13 protein-coding genes are annotated in these 16,107 nt (G+C 64.4%); 5 read left to right on the top strand and 8 right to left on the bottom strand.

The genetic code is table 11. From position 1 onward, the window contains the following. Positions 1–86 precede the first annotated feature (86 nt). On the top strand, positions 87–2,981 hold the full coding sequence (gene gcvP, locus RBB39_RS21125; RefSeq protein WP_045991480.1) for an aminomethyl-transferring glycine dehydrogenase: 2,895 nt from the start codon (positions 87–89) through the stop codon (positions 2,979–2,981). A gap of 102 nt (positions 2,982–3,083) precedes the next feature. On the opposite strand, the gene RBB39_RS21120 is transcribed toward gcvP, so the two are convergent. From RBB39_RS21120 to RBB39_RS21100, 5 genes are all read right to left on the bottom strand, one after another. After that, positions 3,084–4,043 (bottom strand): helix-turn-helix domain-containing protein, encoded by a 960-nt coding sequence (locus tag RBB39_RS21120; RefSeq protein WP_045991481.1) that lies wholly within the window; start codon positions 4,041–4,043, stop codon positions 3,084–3,086. Positions 4,044–4,153: 110 nt separating this feature from the next. Further along, on the bottom strand, positions 4,154–6,241 hold the full coding sequence (locus RBB39_RS21115) for a hydantoinase/oxoprolinase family protein (protein ID WP_045991482.1): 2,088 nt from the start codon (positions 6,239–6,241) through the stop codon (positions 4,154–4,156). 9 nt (positions 6,242–6,250) lie between these two features. Further along, entirely contained in the window at positions 6,251–7,996 is a 1,746-nt protein-coding gene (locus tag RBB39_RS21110) for a hydantoinase B/oxoprolinase family protein (RefSeq protein ID WP_108133634.1), read from the bottom strand. A 224-nt stretch (positions 7,997–8,220) separates the two neighbouring features. Continuing rightward, the gene (locus RBB39_RS21105) at positions 8,221–9,549 is read right to left on the bottom strand and encodes a cytosine permease (protein ID WP_045991483.1); all 1,329 of its coding nucleotides are present in this window, start codon (positions 9,547–9,549) and stop codon (positions 8,221–8,223) included. Between the two features lie 221 nt (positions 9,550–9,770). Continuing rightward, entirely contained in the window at positions 9,771–10,688 is a 918-nt protein-coding gene (locus tag RBB39_RS21100) for a LysR family transcriptional regulator (protein ID WP_045991484.1), read from the bottom strand. Positions 10,689–10,881: 193 nt separating this feature from the next. On the opposite strand from RBB39_RS21100, the gene RBB39_RS21095 reads away from it, so the two are divergent. Both RBB39_RS21095 and ppnN read left to right on the top strand, forming a co-directional pair. Continuing rightward, the gene (locus RBB39_RS21095) at positions 10,882–11,220 is read left to right on the top strand and encodes a YfcL family protein (protein WP_045991485.1); all 339 of its coding nucleotides are present in this window, start codon (positions 10,882–10,884) and stop codon (positions 11,218–11,220) included. Positions 11,221–11,246: 26 nt separating this feature from the next. Beyond that, complete coding sequence (gene ppnN, locus RBB39_RS21090) at positions 11,247–12,620, top strand: nucleotide 5'-monophosphate nucleosidase PpnN (RefSeq protein WP_045991486.1); 1,374 nt, start codon at positions 11,247–11,249, stop codon at positions 12,618–12,620. 84 nt (positions 12,621–12,704) lie between these two features. Here ppnN and RBB39_RS21085 read toward each other — a convergent pair whose 3' ends face one another. Continuing rightward, positions 12,705–13,073 carry a hypothetical protein gene (locus RBB39_RS21085; RefSeq protein WP_045991487.1) on the bottom strand — a complete coding sequence of 123 codons (369 nt, stop codon included), beginning with the start codon at positions 13,071–13,073 and terminating at the stop codon, positions 12,705–12,707. Next, a complete protein-coding gene (locus RBB39_RS21080) occupies positions 13,073–13,537 on the bottom strand; it encodes a flavodoxin domain-containing protein (RefSeq protein ID WP_045991488.1) in 465 nt (154 codons plus the stop codon). Before RBB39_RS21080 ends, RBB39_RS21085 begins: the two co-directional genes overlap by 1 nt. Before the next feature lie 152 nt (positions 13,538–13,689). On the opposite strand from RBB39_RS21080, the gene RBB39_RS21075 reads away from it, so the two are divergent. Both RBB39_RS21075 and RBB39_RS21070 read left to right on the top strand, forming a co-directional pair. Continuing rightward, entirely contained in the window at positions 13,690–13,896 is a 207-nt protein-coding gene (locus RBB39_RS21075; protein ID WP_045991489.1) for a DUF2788 domain-containing protein, read from the top strand. A gap of 241 nt (positions 13,897–14,137) precedes the next feature. Beyond that, positions 14,138–15,517: a uracil-xanthine permease family protein gene (locus tag RBB39_RS21070; protein WP_045991490.1), complete on the top strand. Its 1,380-nt coding sequence runs from the start codon at positions 14,138–14,140 to the stop codon at positions 15,515–15,517. 266 nt (positions 15,518–15,783) lie between these two features. On the opposite strand, the gene ihfA is transcribed toward RBB39_RS21070, so the two are convergent. Next, positions 15,784–16,080: an integration host factor subunit alpha gene (ihfA, locus tag RBB39_RS21065; RefSeq protein ID WP_045991491.1), complete on the bottom strand. Its 297-nt coding sequence runs from the start codon at positions 16,078–16,080 to the stop codon at positions 15,784–15,786. Between the last annotated feature and the right edge of the window lie 27 nt (positions 16,081–16,107).

Genomic DNA, 16,107 nt, shown 5'->3' with positions numbered 1-16,107 from the left:
GGGGCCCCGGCCAACGCGCCCGCCACCACGCGAGGCAACCCGTTATTCATCCGGATCTTCGGGGTCCGTCACACTCAAGGTGTTCCATGGCTTTCGATACACGTCGCCTGGCCGAACTGGCCGATCACGATGCCTTTCTCCGTCGTCACAATGGTCCCGATGGGGACGACAGGGCCAAGATGCTGTCGGCCCTGGGTGTCGAAGGCGTGGAGTCCTTGATCGACAAGACGGTGCCCGCCAACATCCGCCTGGGCCGTGAGCTCGATCTGGATCCCCCCAAGGCCGAAGCCGAGGCGCTGGACTACCTGTATCGTCTGGCCCGCCAGAACAAGGTCGCCCGCAGCTACATTGGCCAGGGCTACTACGACACCCACCTGCCGGCGGTCATTCAGCGCAACGTGCTGGAAAACCCGGGCTGGTACACCGCCTACACCCCCTATCAGCCCGAGATCTCCCAGGGCCGCCTGGAAGGCCTGCTGAACTTCCAGCAGATGGTGATGGACCTGACCGGGATGGAATTGGCCAACGCCTCGCTGCTGGATGAAGCCACCGCCGCCGCCGAGGCCATGGCGCTGTGCCGACGCTCCAACAAGAAGGCCAAGACCAATGCCTTCTTCGTTGCCGACGATGTATTCCCCCAGACCCTGGACGTACTCAAGACCCGCGCCTCCTGGTTCGGCTACGAGATCGTCATCGCCCCGGCGGAAGAACTCGCAAGCCATGACGTCTTCGGCGCACTGCTGCAGTACCCCGGCAATGACGGCCGCGTCCACGACCTGGCACCGCTGATCGCCGAGGCCAAGAAGCGTGGCGTGATGACCTGCGTTGCCACCGACCTGATGGCCCTGGTACTGCTCAAGGAGCCCGGCGCCATGGGCGCCGATATCGTGGTCGGCTCGAGCCAGCGTTTCGGCGTGCCGATGGGCTTCGGTGGCCCCCACGCTGCCTTCTTCGCCACCACCGACAAGCTCAAGCGCTCGATCCCCGGCCGTATCATCGGGGTGTCGAAGGATGCCCGCGGCAACACCGCCCTGCGCATGGCCATGCAGACCCGCGAGCAGCACATCCGTCGCGAGAAGGCCACCTCCAACATCTGCACCGCCCAGGCGCTGCTGGCCAACATCGCCGGCTTCTACGCGGTGTATCACGGCGCCGAGGGCCTGCGCACCATCGCCGGGCGCATCCATCGGCTGACCACCATCCTGGCCACCGGCCTGGCCCAGAAAGGCGTCAGCCTGGCCAACGACAGCTACTTCGACACCCTGCGTCTGACCGGGGTCGATCGCGGCAAGATCCACGGTCGAGCCATGACCCACGAGATCAACCTGCGCTACTTCGACAACGGCGACGTGGGTGTCAGCCTCGACGAGACCACCACCGCCCACGATCTGGACGCGCTGTTCGACGTGCTGCTGGGCGAGGAGCACGGCCTTGGCGTGCGCGAACTCGACGACGGCATCCTCGAGTCCCAGGCCAGCGGCATTCCCGCCGCCTGCCGACGCGAGAGCGACTTCCTTGAGCACCCGACCTTCCAGCGCTATCGCAGCGAAACCGAGATGCTGCGCTACCTCAAGCGCCTGGAGAACAAGGACCTGTCGCTGGCCCACGCGATGATTCCACTGGGCTCCTGCACCATGAAGCTCAACGCCACCACCGAGATGATGCCGATCACCTGGCCGGAGTTCGCCCGCATCCATCCCTTCGCGCCGAAGGATCAGGTCGCCGGCTATCGCCAGATGATCGACGAACTGGCGGCCTTCCTGGTGGAGATCACCGGCTACGACCACATCTCGATGCAGCCCAACTCCGGCGCCCAGGGCGAATACGCCGGTCTGCTGGCGATCCGTCGCTACCAGGCGGCCCAGGGCGAGGGCCACCGTGACGTCTGCCTGATTCCCAGCTCCGCCCACGGTACCAACCCGGCCTCTGCTGCCATGTGCAGCATGCGCGTGGTGGTGGTGGAGTGCGACGAGGATGGCAACATCGACCTGGCCGACCTCAAGGCCAAGGCCGAGCAGCACTCACAGGCGCTGTCCGCGATCATGCTCACCTACCCGTCCACCCACGGGGTGTTCGAGGAAGGCGTGCGCGAGGCCTGCGACATCGTCCACGCCAACGGTGGCCAGGTGTATATCGACGGCGCCAACATGAATGCTCAGGTCGGCGTGGCACGTCCGGGTGACTTCGGCGGCGACGTCAGCCACCTCAACCTGCACAAGACCTTCTGTATCCCCCACGGCGGTGGTGGCCCCGGCATGGGCCCGATCGGTGTCAAGGCGCACCTGGCGCCCCACGTGGCCAACCACAGCGTGACCCCGATCGACGGTGTCGAAGAGGACTCCGGCGCGGTGTCCGCGGCGGCCTTCGGCTCGGCCTCGATCCTGCCGATCTCCTGGGCCTACATCAAGATGATGGGAGCACGCGGCCTGCGCGAGGCCACCGAGCTTGCCATCCTCGGCGCCAACTACATCGCCACTCGCCTGGAAGCGCACTATCCGGTGCTCTACAAGGGCCAGAACGGCACCGTGGCCCACGAGTGCATCATCGACATCCGTCCGCTCAAGGCGGCTTCCGGCATCAGCGAGGAAGACATCGCCAAGCGCCTGATGGACTACGGCTTCCACGCCCCCACCATGTCCTTCCCGGTGGCCGGCACCCTGATGATCGAGCCCACCGAGTCGGAGTCACTCTATGAGCTGGACCGCTTCTGTGACGCCATGATCGGCATCCGCGAGGAGATCGCCCGGGTCGAGAGCGGCGAGTGGAGCCTGGAGGACAACCCTCTGGTGAAGGCCCCGCACACCATGGCCGACCTGATGGACGCGGACTGGAACCGGGGCTACTCCCGCGAGATCGGCGCCTTCCCCTCCGAGGCGGTCAAGGGTGCCAAGTACTGGCCGGCGGTCAACCGGGTCGACAACGTGCTGGGCGATCGCCAGCTGATCTGCTCCTGCCCGAGCATCGACGAATACCGCGACTGAGCGCCCACAACGCTCCTGCGGTGACAAACAACGACGCGGCCCTTGGGCCGCGTCGTTGCGTTTGCTGTATCTCCTTGTTTCGGAGCTTGTCGAAGGCGGGCTTCAGCCGGCCCCCTGGCCATCCCGATGACGATGTCGCATCTGGCTGGCCGAGCAGTCGAAACGGCGTCGAAAGGCACGGCAGAACTGCGCCTGGTCGCTGAACCCCCAGCGGTAGGCGATCTCACCGATGCTCACCCCTTCCGCCAGATCGCACAGGTCCCGACGCGCGGCCTCGAGCCGCTGCATGCGAATCCAGTCGTTGACCGAGTGGCCGGTCTCGGACAGCAACTTGTGCAGATAGCGCAGCGAAATGCCACATCCCTCCGCCACCATTGACGGCCCCAGTTCCGGGTCGCCAAGGCGGGCAGAGATAAATCGCTCGATCCGCATCAGGTGGGCGCTTTTCAACTGGGACTGGTCGCTGACCAACACCCGGTCATCCTTCTCCAGCACCAGCGACAGCATCGATAGCGCCTGCTCGAACAGGCGCTGACGCTCATCGCGGGAACACTCATCGAAGCGACTGGCACAGATCGCCAGAAACTCGACGAAGGCCCGCCCCATGCCAGTGTTCGCCTCGAAGCAGTGCTGAGCGTAGCGCTCGACACCGCGCACCCGATGCTTCATCGATGCATCCGGCACCTTGAACACCCACATGGCATTGGCCTGCTCGTAGCCGAAGCGATAGGGAAGATCCCCCCGCTCGACCAGAAACTGCCCCGGCTCGCAACGCAGCGAACGTCCGCCCTGCTCGAAGAACACCTCGGCACGTTGGGGGATGGTCACCAGGAAAGAACTCTCGGGATCGGCGGCGATCTGCGCCTGGTCGCGGGAATACACTAGCCCGTCGGAAGTCAGGCGTGACAGCGAGAAGTCCTGATCGTCGGTCTTCCACACCTTGAGATCGCCGCGAAACGGCGCGTTTTCGTCGCGGTAGCTCAGGCTCAGGGGAAAGTAGGTATCGGAGATCCAGCGCGACCAGCGCGCCCTGGTATCCTGTGTCGTGACCATGTCACTCATGCCAACCTCCTCGGCACTCGTGCCTCTCGTTATTGTTGTTGCGGTCTGGTGTGGCTGTCTCGTGGCGCAGAACCCGAGATCGATCCTGCCGATCCCGGGAAACCGTCGCCTCAGCCGTCGATCGGGCTGAGCACATAGCTTGCAGTGCTCGACAGGGTCGCCTTCCAGCCGGGTGGCAGCACGATATTGGTGGTGGCCTCCTGGATGACCGCTGGCCCTGTCACCTCATGCCGGGGGTCCAGTGCCTCGCCGTCGTAGACCGGCGTGGGCACGGGTTCGCCTTCACCGTCGAACAGCATATCACGGCGACCCAGCAGCGCCGCCTCGAGCTCCCCCCCTCGGGCCTCCAGGGTCGGCATGGTCGGCGGTTCCACCTCACCGATCACCGAGCACTCCAGGTTGACCAGCTCCACCTCGCTGTCCGGCTCGCAGTAGGAATAGAGCGCCTCATGGCGAGCGTGGAAGGCGTCGCGCAGCTCGCACCAGCCGGCCTCATCGAACTCTCCGCGCTCGCTCTCGACCGTACACTCGTGGATCTGGCCGCGATAGCGGATCTCGAAGCGATAACGGCAGGCAATGGCGTTATCCTCGAAACCGTCCCGCTTGAGCTCGGCCACGCCTTCATCGCGCAACTCGGCAAGGCGCCGGTTGACCCGCACGCGGTGCTCCGGGTCGTCATCCAACGGCAGCACCAGGGAGGTCAGCCGCTCATGCTGAACATTGGAAATGATCTGGCCGAAGGCGCAGAGTCCTGAGGCCACCTTGGGTACCAGCACCTGGCGCACGCCGATCTCCTCGGCCAGGCGCACCAGATGCATGCCGGCTGCGCCACCGGCGCCGATCAGGGTGAAGTCACGGGGATCATAACCCTGCTCCACCGATACCCGGCGAATGCCATTGACCATGTTCAGGTTGACCAGGGTGCAAATGCCGAAGGCCGCACGCTCGACGCTGATGCCCAGCGGCTCGGCGATCCTTTCGTGGATCGCCGCCACCGCCGCCTCGCGGTCGAGGCGCACGGTACCGCCGAGCACCGCTTCGGGATCGAGGTACCCAAGCACCAGATTGGCGTCGGTGACGGTGGGTTCGCGCCCGCCCTTGCCGTAGCACACCGGCCCCGGCGAGGCGCCGGCGCTGCGCGGCCCCACCTGCAGCATGCCCTGCTCGTTGAGGTGGGCGATGGAGCCACCGCCGGCCCCCAGGGTCTCGACCTGGATCATCGGCACCCCGATGCGCTGGCGCAGGAAGTCCACATCCTTGCTGTAGTTGGTCTGGCCACCCCGGGTCAGGGTGATGTCGAAGGAGGTGCCGCCCATGTCCACGGTGATGACGTTGTCGACACCCAGCGGCCCGGCCATGTACAGCCCGGCCTGGGGCGCCGAGGCCGGGCCCGAGTTGATCGCCGCCACGGCCTTCTCGCGCATCACCTTGCCCAGCGCCAGTCCGCCGTTGGACTGGAAATACTGTACCGGCTGGCGAGCCCCCAGTTCCTCGAACAGGGCGTCGATGCGCGAGACATAGCGCTGCATCACCGGGCTCAGATAGGCGTTGACCACGGTGGTCGAGGTGCGGGTGTATTCGCGCACCTGGGGATAGACCTCACTGCCGCAGCAGACGAAGGTGTCGGGCATCAGCTCTCGCACGATGGCCAGGGCGCGCTGCTCGTGGTCGGTGTTGGCCACCGACCACAGAAACGAGATCGCCACCGCGTCCACCCCTTCACGCTTGAACAGCGCCACGGCGTCACGAATCGCCTCCTCGTCCAGCGGCTGACGCTCGCTGCCGTCGGCCAGCATGCGACCGCCGATCGGCCGGCGAAGATAGCGCGGCACCAGCATATGCGCCGGGGGATACTCCGGATCATAGCGATAGCCGTCTTCCTTGTGACCGAGGCGGATTTCCAGGCTGTCTTCATGGCCCTCGGTGCACAGCAGGCCAACCTTGGCGCCCTGACGCTCGATCAGTGCGTTGAGCGCCACCGTGGTGCCGTTGATGCAGAGATCGGCATTGGCCACCACCTCACTGGCGGGGCGTCCCAGCGCATCGGCGATCTGGGCAAGCCCCGCGCGGATCGCCTGGGTGCCGTCCTCAGGGGTTGAGGGGCTCTTGAACAGGCTGACGCCCTTGCCCCGCTCTGCCAGGATGAAATCGGTAAAGGTGCCGCCGGCGTCGATGCCGAGTCGATAGATTGCGGTCATGGGAATCTCCTAGCGTGTCTGGCGCAGTTGACGGGTGGCGGACTCATCCAGGTGCAGCTGGTCATCGACCACTACCCCGTAGTCCTGGCGGGCGCCCACACGGGACACCAGACCATCACGGACGTCGCCGGCAACCTCCTGCGGCGGTCGTGTCCAGGGGTCGCCGAAGCCACCGCCACCAGGATTGACGTTGATGACCCGCTCGCCGGGTTCGATGGTCAACAGCGCATTGCGGTCATAGACCGTCTCGCTGCCGTCTCGGTGGCGATGCACCAGCCGCCCGAGCTTGGGCTCGACCAGGGCATTGCGCGCACCGCCTGCGCCAGCAGTGGCGTACTGTCGTCCCTCGCCGAAGGCTACCGCCGTCATGGCGTGGTCCAGCGGCTCGATTTCCAGCCAGGTCCCGGACCCGCCGCGCCGCTCTCCCGCGCCACAGCTGTCGGTCACCAGACCGTAGCGATGGATCAGGATCGGATAGGAGGTCTCGAGCAGTTCGATGTCACCGGACATCAGCGCACCGAAGCAACACAGCGGACCCCGTGAGTGCCAGCCGTCCATGGTCCGGGTGGCACCGGCGCCGGAGATGATCGACGCCAGCACCATGGTCACGTACTGCTCGTTGCCATGACGTGGGTCGAAACCGGCGATATTGATGCCGCTGGCGTGTCCCCAGGACGCGCTGACCCGCTCGGGCGCCGCCTGCTCGAAGGCCAGGCGTACCGCATCGGTCAAGGTCTCCATGGGCGTGGTGGTGCAGTTGGCGTGGGGTGCCGGCTCGCTGGCGTTGCACAGGGTGCCGGGCGGGCCCATATCGACGCTCAGGCAACGATAGAGCCCCTCGTTGTAGGGAGGCGGTAGCTGGGCGAACATCATCAGCCCCAGCAGCACGCCGGACATCGAGTTGCCCTCATAGGAATTGATGAAGTAAGGCACCTGAGGAGGGCTGTCGATACGAATGGCCACTTCGTCACCCTCAATCTTCACATGGGCGGTGATCTCGAGATCGCCAAGCCCATGGCCGGAATCCTCCAGCACGGCGGTGCCGCTGTACTCGCCGTCGGCCACCTCGGCGATCAAACTGCGCATCTGGCGGTCCGCCATCGCCTTGAGTTCGGCGATCGCCGCCTTGACGGTATCGACACCGTAGCGCTCGAGCAGGCGTAGCAGGTGACGCTCGCCGACGCCGCAGGCACCGTACTGGGCGTTGAGGTCGCCTTCCTGATGCTCGCGGGCACGCATGTTGGTCAACAGCAGGTTGATCACGTCTTCGCGACGGCGCCCCTTCTCCCACAGCTTGACCGGGGGAATCCTCAGGCCCTCGGCGTAGATCTCCTTGGCGTCGGGGTTGTAGCCCGCCGGGACCGGGCCACCGATATCCGTCAGGTGGCCCTTGCACACCGTCCAGAACACCAGTTCACCCTCGAAGAACACCGGCTTGTACATGCAGCAGTCGATGATATGACTGCCCTTGTAGGCCGGGTCGTTGTGGTAGACGACGTCCCCGGGCGCGATGTCCTCGCCGTAGAAGCCGGCCACCGCCTTCATGGCAGGAATCAGGGAACCCAGATGTATCGGGATGTCCTGGCCCTGCAGGATCATTTCGGGTACGGCATCGAACAGGGCATTGGAATAGTCATGGGCCAGATTGAAGACGCTGGATCGTCCGGTCTTTTCCAGCGTCAGGGTCATCTCGCGCTGCGCCGTCTCCAGCGCTCCCCGGACGACCGCCAGGGTAATGGGATCCACAGTTGTCATGGTCACTCCGCGCTCTTGTGGTTGTTGGAGTCGAAGCGGTGCGCCGCTCCTCATCGTCATCTTCTCGCCGACGGCCATCCAGGGATTGGCGTTGAAGGAGACAGGAGTTGACGCTGAGTGCACTGGAGGGTGGGCTGGCGGCAAATGCACAGGGTCCGCGCCTGCGGAGAGGAACTCCGGGCGCGGACCCTCGTCGCCTGGCCACCGGGAGGCCCTGGTGCAGGTCAATCCCGGGACGGCGACAATCCGGCGACGTTGATGGAACCGCCTGGCAGCAGGCGTGCCAGGGTGAAGGCCAGCAGGAAGGTGGCCGGTGCCGAGAAGCTGGCGAGGGTCGGCTGGTGCATCAGCACCACCCCGACCAGGCAGGCGCCGGCCCAGGCGCCGAGCCCCGCCAACCGGTAGACCGGCTCGTCTTCCTCGACACTCGCAGGTGCAGTTTCACGAACGGCGCGGGACAGGATATGACTCAGCGCGACCCCGACCCAGGCGACCACGAAGATGCCTTGATAAGCCAAGGCGGTAAGCAGATAGCCGAAGACGTCGGCCGACATCAGCGCCCAGGCCAGAGCCGCCACCAGTGCCATGGCCAGTCCATAGCACGCCTTTCCAGGGCGCCATTGTCCCAGCAGGCTGGCGAGGTTGGAGGTAGCGAGGAAGTAGTTGGCGGTATTGATGCGGCTCTGGGTCACCCACACCAGCACAAGACCCGCCAGCCCCATCAGCTCCAGCAGGCCCATGACGATGGCCGCCTCGGAGAGCCCTGCGGTTGGCAGGGTGGCGTCCAGCAGGATGCCCACCACTGCGCTGAAGCCGAAGGCCAGCGCGTAGAACGGCAGGCCGAAGGTGATGCGAGCGTGGAAGCGACGATCGCGGTCCTTGCCGAAACGGGCGTAGTCGAAGGTGAACATCATCAGCACCCAGATACCCATGTAGTAGGTGAAGGTGTGCCACCAGCCGAAGGCCGGGGCGCCCCCTTCAGGCACCCGGGTCAGCCAGCCCTCTGGATAGCCGTATCCATCGATGGCCAGCCACACTGCCGCCAGCATACCCAGCAGATAGACCGGCAACAGCCAGGCGTTGAAACGGTCCAGGAAGCGCTGGACTCCAGCGCCGATCAGGGCGATGCCGACGATCACCACGACCAGGGTGGTCAGCGCCATCGGCCAGCCACTCTGGTGGCTCAGCGCCAGGGCCATCACGTAGCCTTCGAAGACGGCGTAGTACAGCGCCGTGGCAAAGAAGATCAGGGTCGCCACCAGGGCTCCCAGGCGACCGAAAAGCGTACGGGAAAACTCGGCAACGGTGAGACCGGTGCGCTGGGCGAAACGGCTCAGTACCGCGTTGATGGCGCTGTAGACCAGGATGCTCATGACGATCCCGATCAGCGCATTGGCGGTGCCATAGCTTCTGGCCATGGCCGCCGCCACGACCAGATAGAAGATGGCGCTGAGCACAGCCCACCAGGCCATCATCAGGCTTGAGCGGGACATGCGGTCAGCGTCTTCCTGCGCCTCGCTTGCGCGGTGTTCAGTGATGGGGGGACTAGCCATGGTGATTTCCTCTTGTTGTTGTCGGCCGGGTCCTGACGCAGCACGACAGCGCACGTCAGACGCCTGTCGGGCGTCGGCGGGCAACTTGCCCAGCGCGGATCACGGCACTGCCAGACTGAAAGGTCACAAGAGAAAAGGCTTGGCGCTCAGCGCCCCGGCGCTTGCGTCACAGGGCACTGACGGAAAACTGGCGGTTGATACAAGGAGGAAGGACTGACGCCTCAGCCCTCGGCCTGGCGACCCTCGGGGTGGCCGAAGCGCTCCAGGTGTCGCTGCTCGCGAAAGGCCTCGAGCAGGTGGTGGTAGCGACTGGGGACCCGCGCCCCGCGTCGGCTGACGAGGTAGAGCGTCTCGTCCATGGGGTGGGTCAGGGTCATCTCGCGCACCTGACGTTGCCAGGGCGAGGTCTCGAGCACCAGGCGCGAGACCACGCTGAAGCCGAGGCCACGGGCCACGGCGTCGAGCACCATGCCCACCTCGTTGGTGAAGCCCTGGCGCGGGAAATGGCTCATGGAGCTGAAGTCGTCGGGAAAATTGGCTCGCAGCAGGCTACCGGCCTTGTCCAGACCATCGGTATAGCTGATGAAGCCGAGCCCCAGCAGGTCATTGAGGCTGGTGCCGGTAAAGTCCGCCGGCACTACCAGGCTCAAGGGTTCGTCGTGCCACGCCTCACACTCGAGATCCGGGTGACGGGTGACCTCGGTGACGATGCCGAGATCGTGCCGACCGGCCAGCACATCGGCCAGGATCTCCTGATGGAAGGCGAAGCAATAGGATACGGTCAGTCCTGGATGCCGCTGCTGCTGGCCCAGGATAAACGGATAGAGCATGAGCCCGATGCTGCCGGGTGACGCCAGCCGACACTCGCCACTGTCGAGACTCTCGTCGTCCAGAGAGTGACGAAACTGTTCATGCTCGGAAAACAGCTTTACCGCGTAGTCGTAAGCTCGGCGACCGGCCTCGGTCAGCCGGAAGCGGCGCCCCTGGCGCTCCAGCAGGGTCTTGTCCAGATAACGCTCGAGCTTGCGCACGTGCTGGCTCACCCCCGGCTGGGTCATCTCGAGACGCTGGGCGGTACGGGTGAAGCTGCCGGTCTCTACCAGGGTGATGAAGGTGCGGAAGTACAGGGCATTGAACATGGAGTGACGCCAGGGTGATCCGTCCGGTTTGCAGGCCAGCGACAAGCCAGGTCACGGCTGCTGCAAACCAAGGCCAATTGAGGAAATGCCCACGCAGTGACCGAGGCCCTTTCCTTGGGTCGGCATAGTCTACCACTTCAGCACGAAGCCCGCAGCGGTGCGCCCTGACGCCCGGCCGTGGTAGCATCGAGCCATGATCGAGCGTTCATTTCACACCACCTCCGACCAAGAGTTCACCACCATGCATGACCCCATCGCCGCCCGTGCCGACGCCATCCATGATGCCCTGATCGACATGGAGCGTGACGCCAGCGCCGAGGAGCTGTTTCCGCTGGGCTATCTGATTCCCCAGATCCCCCTGGTGGTGGACCAGCTGGACTACGACCCGAGCGAAGTCACCAGTGACGATTTCGACGCCGTCTTCCATGAATGGCTGGACGGCGCCTTTGCCCAGGACGGCATGAGCGACGCGGATCAGAGCGCCGTGCGCGCCCTCTTCAATCAGGCGTGTGCCAAGGCCCCTGCGCCCTGACACCCGCCCAGACAAGGAAGCCTTTTATGCCCGAGACCATTTCCACCACGATCTCCCCCGAGGGCAGCCTCGAGATTCTGTCCCAGCACGAGGTCAATCGTCTGCGCGACAGCTCCCAGACCGGTCTGCACGAGATGCTGCGCCGCTGTACGCTGGCGGTGCTCAATTCCGGCAACCCCATGGATGACGGCCTGGCCCTGCTGGAGACCTACCCCAACTTCGATATCGAGCTATTGCAGCAGGACCGCGGGGTACGTCTGAAGCTGACCGATGCCCCCGCCGAGGCCTTCGTCGACGGCCGCATGATTCGCGGCATCCGCGAGCATATCTCCAGCGTGTTGCGCGACATCGTCTACGTCTACAATGAGATCCAGAACCAGTCGCGCTTCGACCTGGCCACCGGCGAGGGCACCACCAACGCGGTGTTCCATATCCTGCGCAAGGCCGGCACGCTCAAGCCTAGCCGGGATCCCAGCCTCGTGGTGTGCTGGGGTGGCCACTCGATCTCCCGTGAGGAGTACGAGTACACCAAGGACGTGGGCTACCACCTGGGGCTTCGCGATCTCGACATCTGCACCGGCTGCGGCCCTGGCGCCATGAAGGGACCGATGAAGGGCGCCAACGTCGCCCACGCCAAGCAGCGCCGCTACCCCGGCCGTTACCTGGGGGTGTCGGAGCCCGGCATCATCGCCGCCGAGGCGCCGAATCCCATCGTCAACGAACTGGTGGTGATGCCGGATATCGAGAAGCGCCTGGAAGCCTTCGTGCGCCTGGGCCACGGTATCATCGTCTTCCCCGGCGGGGTCGGCACCGCCGAGGAAATCCTCTACCTGCTCGGCATCCTGCTGCACCCGGACAACGCCGACATGGAGTTCCCGGTGGTGTTCACCGGCCCCGCCAGCGCCGCCGCGTACTTCCAGCGAATCGACGAATTCCTGGTCTACACCCTCGGCGAATCGGTGCGCGAGCTCTATCAGATCATCATCGATGACCCGACCGAGGTGGCCCGCACCATGCGCGCCAACATCGACAAGGTCACCGAGTATCGGCGCGCCCGCCAGGATGCCTTCTACTACAACTGGCGCCTGACCATCGCGCGTAACTTCCAGGAGCCCTTCGTGCCGACCCACGAAGCCATGGCGTCGCTGGCGCTGAACCGTGAACTGCCCAAGCACGAACTGGCCGCCAATCTGCGCCGCGCCTTTTCCGGCATCGTCGCCGGCAACGTCAAGGAACAGGGCATTCGCGCCATCGAGGCCCACGGCCCCTTCCGCCTGCACGCCGAGGCCGACCTGATGGAGAAGCTCGACGCCCTGCTGACGTCCTTCGTCGCCCAGGGTCGCATGAAACTCGCGGGTGACTATGTTCCCTGCTATACCCTGGGCGGCGCTGTCGCCTGATCGGCCTCATCCGTACCCGCAGCACCATAAAAACACATCGCCCCGAGCCGCAAGGCTCGGGGCGATGTGCATTGAGACCTTTAATCAATCCCGCTTCGAGAACACCAGCACCACGGCGTGCAGCAACAGCCCCGCGGTCGCGCCCTGGGAAAGCACCGCCAGGCCAAGCGCCATGCCATCGACCAGGGTGCTGTAGATCGCCATTACCACCAGGCCTACGACCATGCAGCCCAACAGGGTGAACAGCATGCGTAGAAAGCGCGAGCGTCCCGCGCCATCGAGCAACCGCCACTGAAACAGGCTGGCCAGGGCCAGTACACCGAGCACGATATAGCCCAGCGTCTCGCGGGTATCGAGACCGGCCATCTGGTACCGCGGCAAGGTCAGCGCCAGCACCAGCATCAGGCCGACCATCAGGCTCAGGCGAGCTGGGCTCGCGATCGCCCTGGCCATCAGGCCACCTTCAGGTTCTGACGGGCAATCCAGCCCTCGACCCAGGGCAGCGCCTCGTCATCGGCCATGAAGGTCTCCATGGCGTCGATCTCGAGCCGGTCGTCGAGGCGTGTTGCGCCCTGTTCCTCGAGCAGCTGGTCCAGGCGGCGCCCGGCGCCGCAGAAGGTTTCTCCGTAGGAGCTGTCGCCCAGGGCGATCAGGCCATAGCGAAGTTGCCCAAGGCCGGGGCTCTTGTCCTGCAACTCGCGCACGAAGCTGACGAAATTTCCCGGAAAGTCGCCGCTGCCGGTGGTAGACACGCAGAACAGCGCCAGATCGGGTGCGTCGTCGGTGACGTCGGCCAGGGTCGGGTTTTCGAGCACCGAAACCTCGTAGCCCGCGTCCTCGAATAACGGCTTGACCTGTTCGGCTACGTCGAGAGCACCACCGTACATGGTGCCAACCAGTATCTTGAGAGTAGGCATGTGATGGAATTACCTGAGAATTTTGGTCGGATTCTAGCACGTAGGCTGGCGCCTGCGCATCCCTCGGGCGCTGCAAGCCGTGTCTGGACCGGATACCATGGCAGGCCAGTTCACACTCCCCCGCCCACCGCCACCACACAAGCGAGAGCCCCATGCGCGAGACCTTCGAGGCCTGGATCACCCCCATCATGATCGGCGGCCTGATCCTGTTCATGTGCTTTATCATCTGGGACCTGGCGAAGCAGTCGAAGGCTGGCCGCTTCGGCACCCTGATGCTGTTCATCGTGCTTGGCGCCGGCATGCTGGGCTACGTGGCAAAGGTCGTCATTACCTGGTATCTGGAAGGCAAGGGGGTCTAGCACCGCTCCTGGCGACACTTGCACTCGTCGACTATTCCACCAGAGCCTCGGCCTCCAGGTCGATATCGCCATTGTCCATGTCGTCGTTGTCTTACCGATTCTGCCGTTTTGTTCGTACCGCCGATATCAGGTATCGAACCATTGTTGTATACAGTTCGTCGTCCTACATTGGATACACTAACGTTGCATAGTGTATTCAGCGACTACAGACGCCCTGACAACAACCACAATGGCCAGGATCATGCAGACACCCCCCACGACGCTGTTCGACTTCCACGGCCGGCCCGGCATAGCCCGGGCGCTGCCCATCTCGCTTCAACACGTGCTGGCGATGATCGCCGGTGTCATCACGCCGCCGCTTATCGTCGCCGGCGTGGTCGGCGCCACCCCGGCGGAAAAGCTCCAGCTGATTCAGGTAGCGGTGCTTGCCTCCGGCGTGTGCACCCTCTTCCACCTCTACGGCGCCTGGAAGTTCGGCGCCCGCCTGCCGGCCATCTTCGGTGTCGGCTTCGCCTATGTGCCAACGCTGATCGCCGTCGGCGCCCAGTACGGCATCGAGGGCATCCTGGGCGCCCAATTGATCGGTGGCATCACCATGATGGTGGTGGGCTACTTCATCCAGTTCATCCGCCACCTCTTTCCCCCGGTGGTGGCGGGCACCGTGGTGCTGGTGATCGGACTATCGCTCTATGACATCGCCATCCGCTACATGGCTGGCAGTGGCAACGTCAACGCCGAAGGCTTCGGTGATCTCGTCAACTGGGGCCTGGGCGTTCTGACGCTGGTCACCGTCCTGGTGGCGTCCCAGTTCGGGCGCGGCGTGGTCAAGCTGTCGGCCATCATCATCGGCATGCTGGTGGGCTATCTGGTCGCCATACCGCTGGGCATGATCGACTTTTCCCCGGTGAACAACGCCCCATGGCTGGCGGTGCCGGAGTTGATGCCGTTCGAGATGGAGTTTCACTCCGCGGCCATCATTTCCATGGTGGTGATCTGCGTGATCAATTCGGTCCAGACGATTGGCGATCTCTCCGCGACCAGCGTGGCGGGGATGAACCGGGAACTGGCGACAAAGGAACTCACCGGCGGCCTGCTCGGCAATGGCCTGACGACCACCCTGAGCACCTTCTTCGGTGCCCTGCCGACCTCCACCTACAGCCAGAACGTCGGCATCGTGGCGATCACCAAGGTCATCAGTCGAAGCGTCTTCATGCTGGCGGGTGTCATCGTGCTGCTGGCCGGCCTCAGCCCCAAGTTCGGCGCGCTGATGACGACCATCCCCTATCCGGTCATCGGTGGCGCCACCATCACCGTGTTCGGGATGATCACGGTGACCGGCATCCAACTGCTGATCAAGGACGAGATGACCGCCCGCAACATGACCATCGTCGGGCTGTCTCTCGCCCTTAGCCTGGGCATCACCTCGGTGCCGTCGGCGATCGAACAGTTCCCGGAAACGGTCAAGGACGTGGTCACAGGTGCACCCATCGTGATCGCCGCGATCAGCGCCTTCCTGTTGAACCTGCTGTTGCCGCGCAAGACACTGGCCCAGGAGGCTCAGGAAAGGGAGGAAGAAGCCCGACAGACGAATCTCGATCGCCAGAGCACCGAGGAAGGCTGACGCCCGGCGCGCCTATGACCTTGATATCAGCCACAGCTGCAAAGGCTCTGCTGCAAGGCTCCACTCCAGTCCCGTCACAAAAAAAGCGCCGCCCTTTTGGGGCGGCGCTTTTTACGATGACACTTTGCGTCACGACCTTCGGTTACGGCACTTCTTCAAGGTGACGCCTTTACGGGCCGGGACCTTTCAAGACGATGCAAGACGACACCGTCGTGGAGCAACGCTTGGCGATCGGGCGAGGCCAGCAAAGCCAAGGCTTCACACCTCTAGGCTTCCTCGGGATGCCCCACCTGGCTTTTCAATTTCTGCCCGGGCCGGAAGGTCACCACACGCCGAGCCGAGATCGGAATCTCTTCTCCCGTCTTGGGGTTTCGCCCAGGCCTTTCACGCTTGTCGCGCAGATCGAAATTGCCGAATCCCGACAGCTTGACCTGCTCGTTTTCCCGCAGACAGGCGCGAATTTCCTCGAAGAAGGCTTCCACCATGGTCTTCGCCTCCCGCTTGGACAGGCCGAGCTCGGTATGCAGATGCTCGGCCAGTTCTGCCTTGGTCAACGCTCCCATGTTCTTATCCTCATGGTGATGGTCACG

Origin of the sequence: Halomonas sp. MMSF_3323, assembly GCF_030733595.1 — a bacterium.
GTDB lineage: Bacteria > Pseudomonadota > Gammaproteobacteria > Pseudomonadales > Halomonadaceae > Halomonas > Halomonas litopenaei.
Note: the sequence above shows the minus strand (reverse complement) of the source record. Positions and strands in the feature narration are given on the sequence as shown.